The organism is Streptoverticillium olivoreticuli subsp. olivoreticuli, from assembly GCF_003391135.1.
GTDB classification, from domain to species: Bacteria; Actinomycetota; Actinomycetes; order Streptomycetales; family Streptomycetaceae; genus Streptomyces; species Streptomyces blastmyceticus.
Genome location: NZ_CP031455.1, coordinates 6,912,768 through 6,926,484, shown reverse-complemented (window position 1 = coordinate 6,926,484; position 13,717 = coordinate 6,912,768). Strand labels below are relative to the sequence as shown.

At 71.0% G+C, this 13,717-nt stretch carries 11 protein-coding genes and 1 pseudogene; 3 read left to right on the top strand and 9 right to left on the bottom strand.

All coding sequences use genetic code 11. From position 1 onward, the window contains the following. Position 1 precedes the first annotated feature (1 nt). From DXZ73_RS40670 to DXZ73_RS30765, 4 genes and pseudogenes are all read right to left on the bottom strand, one after another. Positions 2-174 (bottom strand): annotated as a pseudogene (locus DXZ73_RS40670) (ABC transporter ATP-binding protein); the annotation flags it as partial. A 280-nt stretch (positions 175-454) separates the two neighbouring features. Continuing rightward, positions 455-1,060, bottom strand: coding sequence for a YdbC family protein (locus tag DXZ73_RS30775; protein ID WP_116214255.1), 606 nt, complete (start codon positions 1,058-1,060; stop codon positions 455-457). Positions 1,061-1,094: 34 nt separating this feature from the next. Then, a complete protein-coding gene (locus DXZ73_RS30770; RefSeq protein WP_116214254.1) occupies positions 1,095-1,919 on the bottom strand; it encodes an arylamine N-acetyltransferase family protein in 825 nt (274 codons plus the stop codon). Between the two features lie 47 nt (positions 1,920-1,966). Further along, positions 1,967-2,527 (bottom strand): TetR/AcrR family transcriptional regulator, encoded by a 561-nt coding sequence (locus DXZ73_RS30765; protein ID WP_116214253.1) that lies wholly within the window; start codon positions 2,525-2,527, stop codon positions 1,967-1,969. 90 nt (positions 2,528-2,617) lie between these two features. Here DXZ73_RS30765 and DXZ73_RS30760 point away from each other — a divergent pair, with 90 nt between their 5' ends. Together DXZ73_RS30760 and DXZ73_RS30755 are read left to right on the top strand one after the other, a co-directional pair. Beyond that, a complete protein-coding gene (locus DXZ73_RS30760; RefSeq protein WP_116214252.1) occupies positions 2,618-3,076 on the top strand; it encodes a nuclear transport factor 2 family protein in 459 nt (152 codons plus the stop codon). 111 nt (positions 3,077-3,187) lie between these two features. After that, the gene (locus tag DXZ73_RS30755; RefSeq protein WP_116214251.1) at positions 3,188-3,712 is read left to right on the top strand and encodes a TerD family protein; all 525 of its coding nucleotides are present in this window, start codon (positions 3,188-3,190) and stop codon (positions 3,710-3,712) included. Positions 3,713-3,830: 118 nt separating this feature from the next. Here DXZ73_RS30755 and DXZ73_RS30750 read toward each other — a convergent pair whose 3' ends face one another. Together DXZ73_RS30750 and nrdR are read right to left on the bottom strand one after the other, a co-directional pair. Continuing rightward, positions 3,831-6,701 carry a vitamin B12-dependent ribonucleotide reductase gene (locus tag DXZ73_RS30750; RefSeq protein WP_116214250.1) on the bottom strand — a complete coding sequence of 957 codons (2,871 nt, stop codon included), beginning with the start codon at positions 6,699-6,701 and terminating at the stop codon, positions 3,831-3,833. A 114-nt stretch (positions 6,702-6,815) separates the two neighbouring features. Further along, a complete protein-coding gene (gene nrdR / locus DXZ73_RS30745; protein WP_116214249.1) occupies positions 6,816-7,328 on the bottom strand; it encodes a transcriptional regulator NrdR in 513 nt (170 codons plus the stop codon). 584 nt (positions 7,329-7,912) lie between these two features. Between nrdR and lexA the strand changes: the two genes are divergently transcribed. Continuing rightward, on the top strand, positions 7,913-8,698 hold the full coding sequence (gene lexA / locus DXZ73_RS30740; protein WP_116214248.1) for a transcriptional repressor LexA: 786 nt from the start codon (positions 7,913-7,915) through the stop codon (positions 8,696-8,698). Between the two features lie 92 nt (positions 8,699-8,790). On the opposite strand, the gene DXZ73_RS30735 is transcribed toward lexA, so the two are convergent. The 3 genes from DXZ73_RS30735 to DXZ73_RS30725 all read right to left on the bottom strand — a co-directional run bounded on the left by DXZ73_RS30735 (position 8,791) and on the right by DXZ73_RS30725 (position 13,698). After that, positions 8,791-10,785, bottom strand: coding sequence for an ATP-dependent DNA helicase (locus DXZ73_RS30735; protein WP_116214247.1), 1,995 nt, complete (start codon positions 10,783-10,785; stop codon positions 8,791-8,793). Positions 10,786-10,975: 190 nt separating this feature from the next. Continuing rightward, positions 10,976-11,689: a GNAT family N-acetyltransferase gene (locus tag DXZ73_RS30730; RefSeq protein WP_240351553.1), complete on the bottom strand. Its 714-nt coding sequence runs from the start codon at positions 11,687-11,689 to the stop codon at positions 10,976-10,978. Positions 11,690-11,775: 86 nt separating this feature from the next. Further along, entirely contained in the window at positions 11,776-13,698 is a 1,923-nt protein-coding gene (locus tag DXZ73_RS30725) for an IucA/IucC family protein (protein WP_116214245.1), read from the bottom strand. Between the last annotated feature and the right edge of the window lie 19 nt (positions 13,699-13,717).

Genomic DNA, 13,717 nt, shown 5'->3' with positions numbered 1-13,717 from the left:
CCTAGATCGAACGCGGGCCCCTTGCCGCACGTCGTCCCTCGGTCAGCGGGCGGCCGGCCCGCATCTCGCAGCGGCGCCCGACGAAGCGGCTGGTCAGCAGCCTGTCATGCGAGACCACCACCAGGGCCCCGGCCAGTCGACCAACGCCTGCTCCAGCTGTTCGACCAGACCGGGGAGCGAGGTGGTAGCTGATGTCTCCCCGTCGGCGCACCGTGCCGGTGTCCGGTTCGCTCGCCTCGGCCAGGGCCTTCAGCCAGGTGGACTTGCCCGTGCCGTTGGCGCCGTGCGCCAGAGCCCGTACGGCGTCTTCCAGCCAGGTCGGCCCCACGGGACACGGATGGACCCCATCCGACACCGGCACCCTGCGGGGCGATCGGCGCGGCCCTCGCCGGGGTCCACGCCCGGCCCGCGTGACACCGCCGGGTCCACGGCCCGGCAGCTGCCGGAGCGCCGGTCACACCGTCCAGGACGGCTCTATCGCGACGATGTCGCCGCCGATCGCCGCGACATCCGCCTCGGTCTGCGCCCGCAGCGCGAGCCGCTCCAGCCGGTCCACGCGGTATTTCCCGTACTCGGCACCGGAGTTCCACATCGACAGCACCAGGAACTCCTGGCCCGGCGCCTCGCCGAACACGCCGCGCAGCATTCCCGGCGACCCGGCCATGGCCGGGTTCCACACCTTCTCCTGCATCAGCGTGAAGTGCTCGACCCGGTCCTCGCGGACGCGGCAGTGGGCGATCCGCACCACGTCCGCGTCCGCGAACTGCGGCAGGAATCCCACCTTTACGTCACACCGGTGCTCGAACAGCCGCACCTGGATGTTCTTGAACGTGCCGGCCTGCGCGGCCGCCAGCCTGTCGTGGGACCGCGCCATGAACGAGTCGTAGAACGCTCTGCTCTCCCAGAAGCCGAAGAGGTGCGCCACATGGGGGCGGCCCCTGCTCCAGCCCCCGCCCTGCCCCCGGAATCCCGGTTCGCCGAGCAACCCCGCCCATTTCCGCTGCCCCCGCTCGAAACCGCGGCGGTCCACCACGGTGCAGCGAATCCACTTGACCAGCACCGCGCCATCGTACGGTGCCGACAGCGGCGCGTAATCACGTACCGGATGAGTACACCCGCGCGAGCGCGTCTGCATCCGCCTCACCGAGCTCGATACGGAACTCACGCTGCAGCAGTTCCACCAAGTCCTCGGGCTTCACGTCCTGTTGCTCGGTGGCACCCTCGGGGCGCGCCGTCGACAACGACGATCCCACCAGACTCCGGCGTACGCCCGGCTCCGTCTGCTGCACCACCACGCGGGAGACGAAGGGCGAGTGCGGATGGGTGGAGATGTAGTGGTTCATCACGGCGTAGTCGATCGGGAAACGCGGCTCCGGGCCGAAGGCGTACAGGTCGAACCAGCCCTCCGGATGGAGCGAGCGCAGCACGTGCACGTCCTGCGGTTCACACGCGATCCCGAACGTCCAGTCGCCTTGGCGCGCCCGCGCTCCGTCCTGGAAGGCCAGCGGCTCCAGCAGGCCCTCCCCGCCGAACCCGACGTCGCACAGCCAGTGACCGCCGTCGGCCTCGACCTTCAGGGCCATGTGCGTGACGGGACGCAGCTTGTCACTGCCCATGCGGACCCTCGCCCCGACGCCGGTGAAGGCGAATCCGATGCGCTCCAGGACCGCGGCGAACAGCAGGTTCTGTTCGTAGCAGTAGCCGCCCCGGCGCGCGGCCACCATCTTGTCCTGCAACGCCTCCATGTCCAGCAGGATCGGCCGGCCCAGCATGATCTCCAGGTTCTCGAAAGGGAAGGCGGCCACATGCGCACGGTGGATCGCCCGGAGCGTGGCCAGATCCGGCCGCAGCTCCCCCGCCAGTCCGATGCGTGCCGAATAGGCGTCCAGATCGAGCTCGTCGCCGCTCCACAGGGACATGGGCCACCACTCCTCTTCGTATTTCCGGGCCGTGTCGCTCCCCATGATCACCCAGCCGGTGCGAGCAGCACCGCGGCGGCATCCCGCGCCCGGCAGGCCGCGTCGGGCTCACCGGTGATCGCCGCCGTGGTGATCGCCCCGTCGACGAGCACGGCCAGTTGGTCGGCCAGTCGCTCCGGGGCCTCCGCACCGGCGGCGCGGACGAGGCCCAGGAGATAGCCGCGCACCTCGGCCTTGTGGTCGCGCACGGCGTCGACCACGGCCGGTGAGCCCGTCCCCATTTCGCCGAACGCGTTGATGAACGCACAGCCCCTGAAGTCCGGTTCGGTGAACCACTCATACAGCCAGTCGAACACCGCGAGCGGCCGGTCCCGGTCGGCGGGCCGGAGTTCCACATGGTCGGCCAGCGCGCCGCGCCAACGCCGGTCGCGGCGCCGCAGGCAGGCCTCCACCAGGGTGTCCTTGGAGGGGAAGCACTGATAGAGGCGCTTGAGCGAGACGCCGGACGCACTGCGGATCCGGTCCATGCCCACGGCCTGCACCCCGTGCTCGTAGAAGAGCGCCTCGGCGGCGTCGAGCACCTGCTGTTCGACCTCGGTGGTGTTCATGCCACTCCCGACTAGCGAAGAGAACGTTCGTTCTCTAGGCTACGCGACAAGGGAGAACGACCGTTCTCCCTTGTCGGGAAAGGCAATTCCATGACTCAGCGACCTCCGCTTCCGCCGTTCGACGAGGAGACCGCCCGGGCCAAGGTCCAGGCCGCCGAGGACGCCTGGAACTCCCGCGACCCGGACCGGGTCGCCCTGGCCTACACCGAGGACTGCGTCTGGCGGAACCGGGACCGGTTCCTCACCGGCCGCGCGGAAATCCGGGAATTCCTGCGCCTCAAGTGGGAGAAGGAACTGGACTACCGCCTGCGCAAGGATCTGTGGTCCTGGAGCGGAAACCGCATCTCCGTACGCTTCCGGTACGACTGGCGTGATGTCGACGGCAGGCAGTGGGTCAGTTTCGGCAACGAGCAATGGGAGTTCGACGCCGACGGCCTGATGCGCCGCCGCGAGGCGAGCATCAACGACGTCCCCGTCGACGCGTCCGCCTCGGTGGACCGCGTACAGGACCCATTTCTCTCCGTGGCGCCGCGCGAGCGGGCCGGCTGACCCGCGCACGGGAAACTCATCGCATCGGGTACGCCACCGAGGGTGGCACCAGCGGCAACCGGCGTGAAATCCTTGGAAGTTACGGACGTGAAACCGAGGAGGGGGAGCCTGATGAGCAGTCTCAACAAGGGGATCGAAAAAGTCGAAGTGACGCTCAAATGGGACCCGAGCCCGTCCGGCACCCCCGCCACCGACCTCGACCTCATCGCCGCGACGTATCCCGCGGACGCGCCGCACGGCAGGCCCGCGTACCTCGTCCACTTCGACAGCCGGGCCCCCGACGGCACCATCACGCTCAACAGGGACAGCCGGACCGGCCAGGGCCTGGGCACGGACGAGGCGATGACGCTGGAGCTCGACCGGCTGTCGGACGACTACGGCCGGGTGGTGGTGGGCGTGGCCATCCAGCAGAACGCCGGGCGGAAGACCTTCGGCGAGGTGGCGAACACGGGAGTCCGCATCAGCGAAGGCCGGTCCGTGCTGGCTTCCGAGGATCTCACCGCCGTCGCGGCGTCCACGGCCGCGACCGTCGGGGAATTCTTCCGGGACGGCTCGGGGGCGTGGAAATTCCGCAAGGCCGTCCGCGGATTCGACGCCGACCCGGCGGAGTTCGCCGCGTTGATGGGCGACTGCTGACTCAGGGCACCCACCAGGGCACGGAAAAACGGCCAGGCGGAAAGGCATCCCCGAAGGGGGCCTTTCCGCCTGGTCACGTCATGCGGCGCACTCGGTGCGCGTTATGCGGCGCTCGCCGTCAGCTGCAACCGCTGGTGGAGCCGCAGCCCTCGCAGAGGTAGCAGCTGCCCGCGCGGCGCATCTTCGTACCGCAGGAGAAGCAGAGCGGGGCGTCGGCGTTCAGACCGAGCTGCATCTCCACCAGTTCGGTGGAGTTGTGGGCCTGCTTCGGGGCCGGCACGGCCGCCGCGGGCTGGGCCGGGGCCTCCGCCTTGGGGGCAGCGACCTGACGCGGAGCCGACTGGGCGAGGCCCTCGACGTCGACCTCGTCGTCGGTCGGCTCGTACGAACCGGTGTCCAGGTGACGCTGGCGCTCCTCGGCGGAGTGGATGCCCAGGGCCGAGCGGGTCTCGAACGGCAGGAAGTCCAGCGCCAGGCGGCGGAAGATGTAGTCGACGATCGACTGCGCCATCCGGACGTCCGGGTCGTCGGTCATGCCGGCCGGCTCGAAGCGCATGTTGGTGAACTTCGAGACGTACGTCTCCAGCGGCACGCCGTACTGCAGGCCGACGGAGACCGCGATGGAGAAGGCGTCCATCATGCCCGCGAGGGTCGAGCCCTGCTTGGACATCTTGAGGAAGACCTCGCCGAGACCGTCGTCCGGGTAGGAGTTGGCGGTCATGTAGCCCTCGGCGCCACCGACCGTGAAGGAGGTGGTGATGCCCGGACGGCCCTTGGGCAGGCGCTTGCGGACCGGGCGGTACTCGACGACCTTCTCCGCGGCGGGAGCGACCTCGGGCGCCTTGGCCTCCTCCTTCTTCTTGGCGGAGAGCGGCTGGCCGACCTTGCAGTTGTCGCGGTAGATCGCGAGCGCCTTCAGACCGAGCTTCCAGCCCTCGAAGTAGACCTCCTCGACCTCCTCGACGGTGGCCGACTCCGGCAGGTTCACCGTCTTGGAGATGGCACCGGAGAGGAACGGCTGCGCGGCGGCCATCATGCGCACGTGGCCCATGGCGGAGATCGCGCGCTCGCCCATGGCGCAGTCGAAGACCTCGTAGTGCTCGGCCTTCAGGCCCGGGGCGTCGATGACATTGCCGTGCTCGGCGATGTGGGCGACGATCGCCTCGACCTGCTCCGGCTGGTAGCCCAGGCGCTTGAGGGCCTTGGGGACCGTGTTGTTCACGATCTGCATCGAGCCGCCGCCGACGAGCTTCTTGAACTTGACCAGGGCCAGGTCCGGCTCGACGCCCGTGGTGTCGCAGTCCATCATCAGGCCGATGGTGCCGGTGGGGGCCAGCACGGAGGCCTGGGCGTTGCGGAAGCCGTTCTTCTCGCCCAGGCGGACGACGTCCTGCCAGGCCTCGGTCGCCGCGGCCCAGACCGGGGTGTCCAGGTCGTCGGCGCGCGGGGCGACGGCGTTGGCGTCGGAGTGCTGCTTCATGACGCGCTTGTGGGCGTCGGCGTTGCGGGCGTAGCCGTCGTACGGACCGACGACCGCGGCCAGCTCGGCGGAGCGCTTGTAGGAGGTGCCGGTCATCAGCGAGGTGATGGCACCGGCGAGCGCGCGGCCGCCGTCGCTGTCGTACGCGTGGCCGGTCGCCATCAGCAGGGCGCCGAGGTTGGCGTAGCCGATGCCGAGCTGGCGGAAGGCGCGGGTCGTCTCGCCGATCTTCTCGGTCGGGAAGTCGGCGAAGCAGATGGAGATGTCCATCGCCGTGATGACCAGCTCGACGACCTTGGCGAAGCGCTCGGCGTCGAACGACTGGTGACCCTTGTCGTCGTCGCGCAGGAACTTCATCAGGTTCAGCGAGGCGAGGTTGCACGAGGAGTTGTCCAGGTGCATGTACTCGCTGCACGGGTTGGACGCGGTGATCCGGCCCGTCTCCGGCGAGGTGTGCCAGTGGTTGATCGTGTCGTCGTACTGGATACCCGGGTCGGCGCAGGCCCAGGCCGCCTCGGCCATCTTGCGGAAGAGGCCCTTGGCGTCGATCTCCTCGATGACCTCACCGGTCATCCGGCCGCGCAGCCCGAACTTCGAACCGGTCTCGACGGCCTTCATGAACTCGTCGTTGACGCGGACGGAGTTGTTGGCGTTCTGGTACTGGACGGACGTGATGTCGTCGCCGCCCAGGTCCATGTCGAAGCCGGCGTCGCGCAGGGCGCGGACCTTCTCCTCTTCCTTCACCTTGGTCTCGATGAAGGCCTCGACGTCCGGGTGGTCGACGTCGAGGACGACCATCTTGGCCGCGCGGCGGGTGGCGCCACCGGACTTGATCGTTCCTGCGGAGGCGTCGGCGCCGCGCATGAAGGAGACCGGGCCGGAGGCGTTGCCGCCGGAGGAGAGCAGCTCCTTGGAGGAGCGGATGCGGGAGAGGTTCAGGCCGGCGCCCGAGCCGCCCTTGAAGATCATGCCCTCTTCCTTGTACCAGTCGAGGATCGACTCCATGGAGTCGTCGACGGACAGGATGAAGCAGGCGGAGACCTGCTGGGGCTGGGCGGTGCCGACGTTGAACCAGACCGGCGAGTTGAAGCTGAAGACCTGGTGCAGCAGGGCGTAGCTGAGCTCGTGCTCGAAGATCTCGGCGTCCGCGGGGGAGGCGAAGTAGCCGTGCTCCTCGCCCGCCTTGCGGTAGGTCTTCACCACGCGGTCGATGAGCTGCCTCAGGCTCGACTCGCGCTCGGGCGAACCGACCGCGCCACGGAAGTACTTGCTCGTGACAATGTTGACCGCGTTGACCGACCAGAAGTCGGGGAACTCGACGCCACGCTGCTCGAAGTTGATCGAGCCGTCGCGCCAGTTGGTCATGACGACGTCACGACGCTCCCAGACCACCTCGTCGTACGGGTGCACGCCGGGAGTCGTGTGGATGCGTTCGATGCGCAGACCCTTGCCGCCCTTGTTCCCCTTGGAGCGGGAACCTCGTGCCGGGCCGCTCGTCGTCTCTGTCATGCCGCCTCCCTCTACGGGCAAAACGCCCTAATGCGCCCAATTCTTCCGTGGCGCGGATGTCTGTCGTTCACCCGGGCGCGCGGAGCGCGCCGGGCAGGTCTCTGGTTGTCGCCGCTATTCGGCGGCGGTGGCGGGCGCGGGGACCCCGTGGCCCCCGCCGCACTCGCCGGCGGCTACCACGGGCCGCTGTTCGCGGAGCTCCGCGACGGCGGCCTCGAAGTCCTCCAGCGAGTCGAACGCCTGGTACACGGACGCGAACCGCAGATACGCGACGAGGTCGAGATCCCGGAGGGGGCCGAGTATGGCGAGCCCGACGTCATGCGTGGAGAGCTCGGCGCTGCCCGTGGCCCGCACCGCCTCCTCGACACGCTGGCCGAGCTGCGCCAGGGCGTCCTCGGTGACCGGGCGGCCCTGGCACGCCTTGCGCACCCCGGAGATGACCTTGTTGCGGCTGAAGGGTTCGGTGACCCCGCTGCGCTTGATCACCATCAGTGACGCGGTCTCGACGGTCGTGAACCGGCGGGAGCAGTCGGGGCACTGGCGCCGCCTGCGGATCGAACAGCCGTCATCGGTGGTCCGACTGTCGACCACACGGCTGTCGGGGTGCCTGCAGAAGGGGCAGTGCATGGCTCTCCACCCTCCTCACCCTCATAGGACTGTGCACGATCTTCGGCTTCGGCCGACCCTCTTACGAGGGCCTCGCGAAGCAGCCCCCAGCATAGGCGATGGCCGTGGGCCGGAATGACCAGCGACAGCCTTCGACCACAACTTGTGGGGAGCCGTCGCAATCAAACCACTAGATCTGGTGCCGAGTGGCGAACCTCGCCGGAGGCGTGTCGCGCCGTCCGAGCAGGGTCCGAGCCTACGCGAGCAGCCCGCACCGCGGCCCCGTGGGGGCTTCGGGCGTCCGCGGATGACAGACTGGACACCGGCACCGCGACCTCGGCGCGCCGGGCGCGCCCGGCGGCTGCGGACCGCCGCCCCGCCGGGAGATTCCGACCGGTCGACGCCCGGCCCGGCAGGATCTGTGAAGTCCGTAGGACTTCGCACCGAAGGGTACCGTAATAGGTCGAATTGATCTTCAGCCGTACACCCTCTCGCCTGATCACGTCAGGGAATCTTCGATATTTCACTCGAACGTGTGTTTGGCGCAACCTTTCGAAAGCAACTACCGTTGTCCAGCTAGGGAGAACATCTCGAGAGGGGCCGACGTGACCACCACCGCAGACAGCGCCACCATCACCGCCCAGGACCGCTCCCAGAACCGACTCGACCAGGCACACCCGATGAATGACGCAGCCATGAACGCCGAGGGGCAGAAGCCCGCTCGCGCCCTTCCCGGACGACCTCCAGGGATCCGGGCGGACAGCTCGGGCCTCACCGACCGGCAGCGGCGGGTGATCGAGGTCATCCGGGACTCCGTCCAGCGCCGGGGCTATCCGCCCTCCATGCGCGAGATCGGCCAGGCGGTGGGACTCTCGAGCACCTCCTCCGTGGCCCACCAGCTCATGGCCCTGGAGCGCAAGGGCTTCCTCCGCAGGGATCCCCACCGCCCCCGCGCCTATGAGGTGCGCGGCTCCGACCAGCCCAGCTCGCAGCCCACCGACACCACCGGCAAGCCCGCGGCCTCCTATGTGCCCCTGGTCGGCCGGATCGCCGCGGGCGGCCCCATCCTCGCCGAGGAGTCCGTCGAGGACGTCTTCCCGCTGCCGCGCCAATTGGTGGGCGACGGCGAGCTGTTCGTCCTCAAGGTGGTCGGCGACTCCATGGTCGAGGCCGCCATCTGTGACGGCGACTGGGTCACGGTGCGTCGCCAGCCGGTCGCGGAGAACGGCGATATCGTGGCCGCGATGCTCGACGGCGAGGCGACGGTCAAGCGCTTCAAGCGTGAGGACGGCCATGTGTGGCTGCTCCCGCACAACGCCGCCTACCAGCCCATTCCCGGCGACGAGGCCACCATCCTGGGCAAGGTGGTGGCGGTGCTCCGCCGGGTCTGAAGGCGTCGCACGACCGAGCCCCGGAACCACTGCGCCGGTTCCGGGGCTCGCCTTTGCGCTCGCCCCCGGAGCCGGTCCGGGGGCGCCGTGCCCTACCGGTCTTCCGCCTTGGCCGCCGCGTCGATCGCCGCCAGGGAGCGGCGGACCTGGTTGCGGTCCGTCGTGTACCAGAAGTCCGGCATCGAGGCGCGCAGGAAGCTTCCGTAGCGGGCCTTGGCCAGCCTCGGGTCGAGCACCGCGACGACCCCCCGGTCGCCCGAGGCCCGTACGAGACGGCCCGCACCCTGTGCCATCAGCAGTGCCGCGTGCGTGGCCGCGACCGCCATGAAGCCGTTGCCTCCCGCCTCCTCCACGGCCTTCTGCCGGGCGCTCATCAGCGGGTCGTCGGGGCGCGGGAAGGGCACCCGGTCCATCACGACGAGCTGACAGCTCGGCCCGGGCACGTCGACCCCCTGCCACAGGGAGAGCGTGCCGAACAGGCACGTCCGCGCGTCGTCCGCGAAGGCCCTGATGAGCTCGCCCAGCGTGTCCTCGCCCTGCAGCAGGATCGGCGTGTCGAGCCGCCCCCGCAGTGCCTCCGCCGCCGCCTGCGCGGCCCGCATCGAGGAGAACAGCCCGAGCGTACGGCCGCCGGCCGCCTCCACCAGCTCCGCGAGCTCGTCGAGCATGTCCGTGCGGCTGCCCTCCCTGCCGGGCTGGGAGAGGTGCTGCGCCACGTAGAGGATCCCCTGCTTGGGGTAGTCGAAGGGCGAGCCCACGTCGACGCCCTTCCACTGCGGGCTGTCCCCTCCCCCGGTGCCTTCGGGGGCCAGCCCCAGGGAGGCGCCGACCCCGTTGAAGTCCCCGCCGAGCTTGAGCGTGGCCGAGGTGAGGATCACCGAACGCTCGGTGAAGAGCTTCTCCCGCAGCAGGCCGGAGACCGACAGCGGAGCGACACGCAGGGAGGCACCGAAGCGGTCGTTACCGGCGAACCAGACGACGTCGTACTCGGAGCCCTCGACGATCCGCTCCGCCACCGTGTGGATGCTCTCCACCGCGGCCAGCGCCTGCTTGCGGACGGCGTCCTCGTCCTGGACGGACTTGTCGCGGGTGTTGCCGATGGCCGAGATCACCGTGCGGGACGCGTCGCGCAGCGCCGTCAGCGCGTACTGCAGATCCTCCGGAAGGACCTCCAGACGGCCCGGAAGCGCGAGCTCCATCAGACGCTCGAAGGTCTCGGAGGCGGTCTGGAGCGCGTCCGCGGCCTTCTCGTCCACGAGCTTGGCGGCCCGGCGCACGGCGCGGTTGACCTGGCCCGGCGAGAGCTCGCCGGTGGCCACGCCGGTGACCCGGGAGACCAGCTCATGGGCCTCGTCGACGATCAGCACCTCATGACTGGGCAGCACCGGGGCGCCCTCGATCGCGTCGATCGCCAGCAGGGCGTGGTTGGTGACCACGACATCGGCGAGCTTGGCCCGCTCCCGGGCGGCCTCGGCGAAGCACTCGGCGCCGTACGCGCACTTGGAGGCCGACAGGCACTCGCGGGAGGTCACGGAGACCTGGGACCACGCGCGGTCGGAGACACCGGGCGTGAGGTCGTCGCGGTCGCCCGTCTCCGTCTCGTCGGACCAGTCGCGCAGGCGCAGCAGGTCCTTGCCGAGCTTGCTGCTCGGGGCGGCCGCCGTCGGGGCCACGGGCTCGACCGTGTCGAACAGGGCCTGCTCCTCCTCCTGCGGCGCGCCCTCGTGCAGCCGGTGCAGGCACAGGTAGTTCGACCGGCCCTTGAGCATGGCGAACTGCGGGCGGCGGCGCAGCAGCGGCTGGAGGGCGTCGACCGTGCGCGGCAGGTCGCGCTCCACGAGCTGGCGCTGGAGCGCGAGCGTGGCGGTCGCCACGACGACGCGCTCGCCGTGGGCCAGGGCCGGGACCAGATAGCCGAGGGACTTTCCGGTGCCGGTGCCGGCCTGCACCAGCAGGTGGGAATTGTCGTCGACCGCTTCGGCGACGGCTTCGGCCATGGTGACCTGACCGGGCCGCTCGGTGCCGCCGACGGCGGTGACGGCGGCGTGCAGCAGATCGGCGAGGGAGGGCGAGGAGGAGGCAGTCATAGCGCGTCCAGCCTAAAGGGAGGCACTGACAACTCTTGCCCGATCATGGAAATGTGCAGCGGATCGGGTCCGGTGGGGCACGGTCGGACGGCGTCCGTGATATCCGGGATGCCGCCCGTACGTACCCCGGCCCGTACGGGCGCGGCCGGCCGCCGAGTTGGCCCGTGCGGGCAGTCGGAGTAGCGGGAGGTCAGAGGACCCGGCGCAGGGCGCGGTCGCGGATCATCAGGGCCGCGCGCTTGTCCGGCAGGGCGATCTCCGCGGACAGCCGGAAGCCCGCACTGAGGAACGCCGAGACGGAAGGCACATTGCGGAGATCGGGTTCGGCGACGACCCGGCCGCAGGAGGGGCGGCGGTCCAGGACGAGGTCGGCGACGGTGCGCAGCAGGTGGGTGCCGATGCCGCGGCCGCGGTAGGCGACCTTGCCGATGAGGAGGTGGAGTCCGGTGTCGTGCGGCCGTGCCGGGTAGTGGCGGGCGATGGGGTCGAGGTCGGCGCGGTACACCTCCCAGTAGCTCATCGGCACACCGGCGAGCACTCCCAGGCAGGGGACGCTGCGGCCGTCGCCGTCGAGCTGGGCGCGGAGGTGGGCCTCGGCGACGGTCTCGGGCCCGTCGAGCTCCCAGAAGGCCGCGACGGCCGGGTCGTTCATCCAGTGGGTGACGGTCCGCAGGTCGCGTTCGACGCGGACGGGTACGAGCCGGAAGGCGCCCATGGGGGTGTCGACCGGGCCCCAGTCCGCGAGGGAGTCGAGGAGGTCGGCCGCGCCGCGCCGGTGCGCGGTGGCGCCCTCCGCGTGCGGCTCCGGCTGTTCGTGGGCGATGAGCTCGACGAGTTCCTCGGACAACTTCAGGTCAAGGGTGTCGTCGGTGCTGGAACCGGCGCTCGGGTCGGTGGGCGGCACGACGGCACTCTCCTCTCGGCCGGCCCCCGGCCTCGCGGGACGTCCGTCGCCCTCAACCGGATGTGTCCCGTCCGGGCTCCCGCCGGTCATCCGGCCGACGTGACAAGGGGGTTGGCGATGGTGACATAGACGGACTGGGTGTCGACCGGGCCGACGAGCTCGTCGAGGCCGTGCAGTCGGGTCAGCAGGTTGGCCTTGCAGCGGAGCGTGGGCGACGCGAGGAGGTGGCCGGGCAGGGACGAGCCGCCGGTGCCCGGCCCGGAGGCCGCGTCCTTGAGGAAGCGCCGGAAGGCGGCCAGCAGGACCCTCTCGTCCGCCAGCCGCTGCGCGCCGAACGCGCCGATCAGACCGAGGACGTTGTTGATGCCGAGGTAGTACGCGAACCGTTCGTCGGCCACCGCGTCGGAGACGAAGGTGTCGCTCTCCCCGCCGATCCCGGGGAGCCCGCTGTCGAGCGCGTCGCGGTGGGACTCGCGGAAGTAGTAGCCCTGGTTGTCGCGGAAGCGGCCACCGGCGGGCCAGCCGTCGCGGTCCAGGAGGACCAGGGTGTTCTGCTGGTGGGCCTCCAGCGCGATGCCCGCCTCGCCGTCGAGCCACAGCACGGGCCGTACGACCGCTTCCAGGTAGCGCAGGAACCACTCCGCGGAGACGGCCCCCGCGGGCCGTCCGGTGCGGAGCGCGAGCCGGGCCACGAGGTCGGCGACGCGGGAGGACATGCCGGGCTGCCCCGGGTGGCCCGCGGTGCCCGGCCAGGGGCGCGGCGAGAGGAGCCCGGCGAGGCACGCGGCGTCGTCCCCGGGGCCGAAGGGGTTGTGCCGGACGACGGCGTCGAGTCCGGTCAGCGGTGTGCCGTCCGGGGCGTCGACGGCGAGCCAGGCGGGGTCGCGGACGATGTCGAAGCCGAGGCCGCCCGCGCACGCCGCGCGCCACCGCTCGGCGAGTCCGCTGCGCAGCAGCCGGTGCACCTCGACGCCGCGCCGCAGCTCCTTGCGGAGGTTCTCCCGCCGCGAGTTGGTGATGCGCAGGCCCAGGGAGAGCTTCAGCATCGCGGGCGCGCCGGGGCGGTGCAGGGTGCGTACGGACGAGGTGGGGTACCACGGCTCGCCGTGCGCACCGAGGTCGTGGAGCAGCCCGGCTTCGAGGAGGCCGACGGCGGCCGGGCGGCTGCGCAGGTCGTGTGCCTGCCAGGGGTGGACCGGCAGGGCCACGGTGTCCGGTGGCAGGCGCAGCCCGGGGCCGGCGAGCCGGGCGGCGAGCGTGCCGGCGTCGACGGCCCTGCCCCGCTCGGTCCAGGCCGATTCGGAGGCCAGCAGGGAGCGGTGGACGGCCAGCCAGTGCAGTGGGAAGGAGCCGCGCGTCTCGGGTGAGTAGAGGCGGGACTCGGCTTCGGAGAGGCCCTCGCGGCTCTTGGGCGCGGGGTGGAAGGGGTGTCCGAGCAGCAGGGACTGTTCCGCGTAGAGGAAGAGGTCGTCCCCGTCCGGGTCGGCGGGCCGGGCGCGCCGGTCCGCGAGGAATTCCGCCGTACGGCGCGCCGAGTCCGCGACCCGGCCGACGAGTTCGGCGGCGCCACCGGCGGGCGGGCGGTCGGCGGGGGCGGTCCGGTGCTCGGCTTCCCGGCCGAGGAGGGCGGCCAGGGTGACGGCGTCGACGGGCGGGGCGTCGGCCGGGCCGTCCGCCAGCGCGGGCGGGCCGAAGCGGTGCCAGCCGGTGGCGGACCAGTGGCGCAGGGGGACGTGCAGGGCGGTGCCGCTCGCGGTGAGGGGCAGCCGCAGCGCGCCGCCGTCCGGGCGGGCGATGTCGTTCTCGCGGACCCAGCAGCGCAGCAGGTTCTCCACGGCGGCGGCGTCCGCGGCGGCCCTGGGGTCGGGATGCTCCAGCGGGTCGGGAGCGGTCGGCGTGCGCGGGTCGGGGCCCGTGCCCTGGCCCGGCACCGCGGACACCTTGGGCTGGACCGCCGGCTGACGGTCCCGGTGGGCGGCGGGCGCCTCGGTCCCGGTGGATGCGTTCATGCGGTGTGCGGCACGCGTG

Coding starts and splice junctions, on each gene's coding strand:
- DXZ73_RS30725 (WP_116214245.1), bottom strand. CDS start 13,698: ATGAACGCATCCACCGGGACCGAGGCGCCCGCCGCCCACCGGGACCGT.
- DXZ73_RS30770 (WP_116214254.1), bottom strand. CDS start 1,919: ATGTCCCTGTGGAGCGGCGACGAGCTCGATCTGGACGCCTATTCGGCA.
- DXZ73_RS30765 (WP_116214253.1), bottom strand. CDS start 2,527: ATGAACACCACCGAGGTCGAACAGCAGGTGCTCGACGCCGCCGAGGCG.
- DXZ73_RS30755 (WP_116214251.1), top strand. CDS start 3,188: ATGAGCAGTCTCAACAAGGGGATCGAAAAAGTCGAAGTGACGCTCAAA.
- DXZ73_RS30735 (WP_116214247.1), bottom strand. CDS start 10,785: ATGACTGCCTCCTCCTCGCCCTCCCTCGCCGATCTGCTGCACGCCGCC.
- nrdR (WP_116214249.1), bottom strand. CDS start 7,328: ATGCACTGCCCCTTCTGCAGGCACCCCGACAGCCGTGTGGTCGACAGT.
- DXZ73_RS30750 (WP_116214250.1), bottom strand. CDS start 6,701: ATGACAGAGACGACGAGCGGCCCGGCACGAGGTTCCCGCTCCAAGGGG.
- DXZ73_RS30760 (WP_116214252.1), top strand. CDS start 2,618: ATGACTCAGCGACCTCCGCTTCCGCCGTTCGACGAGGAGACCGCCCGG.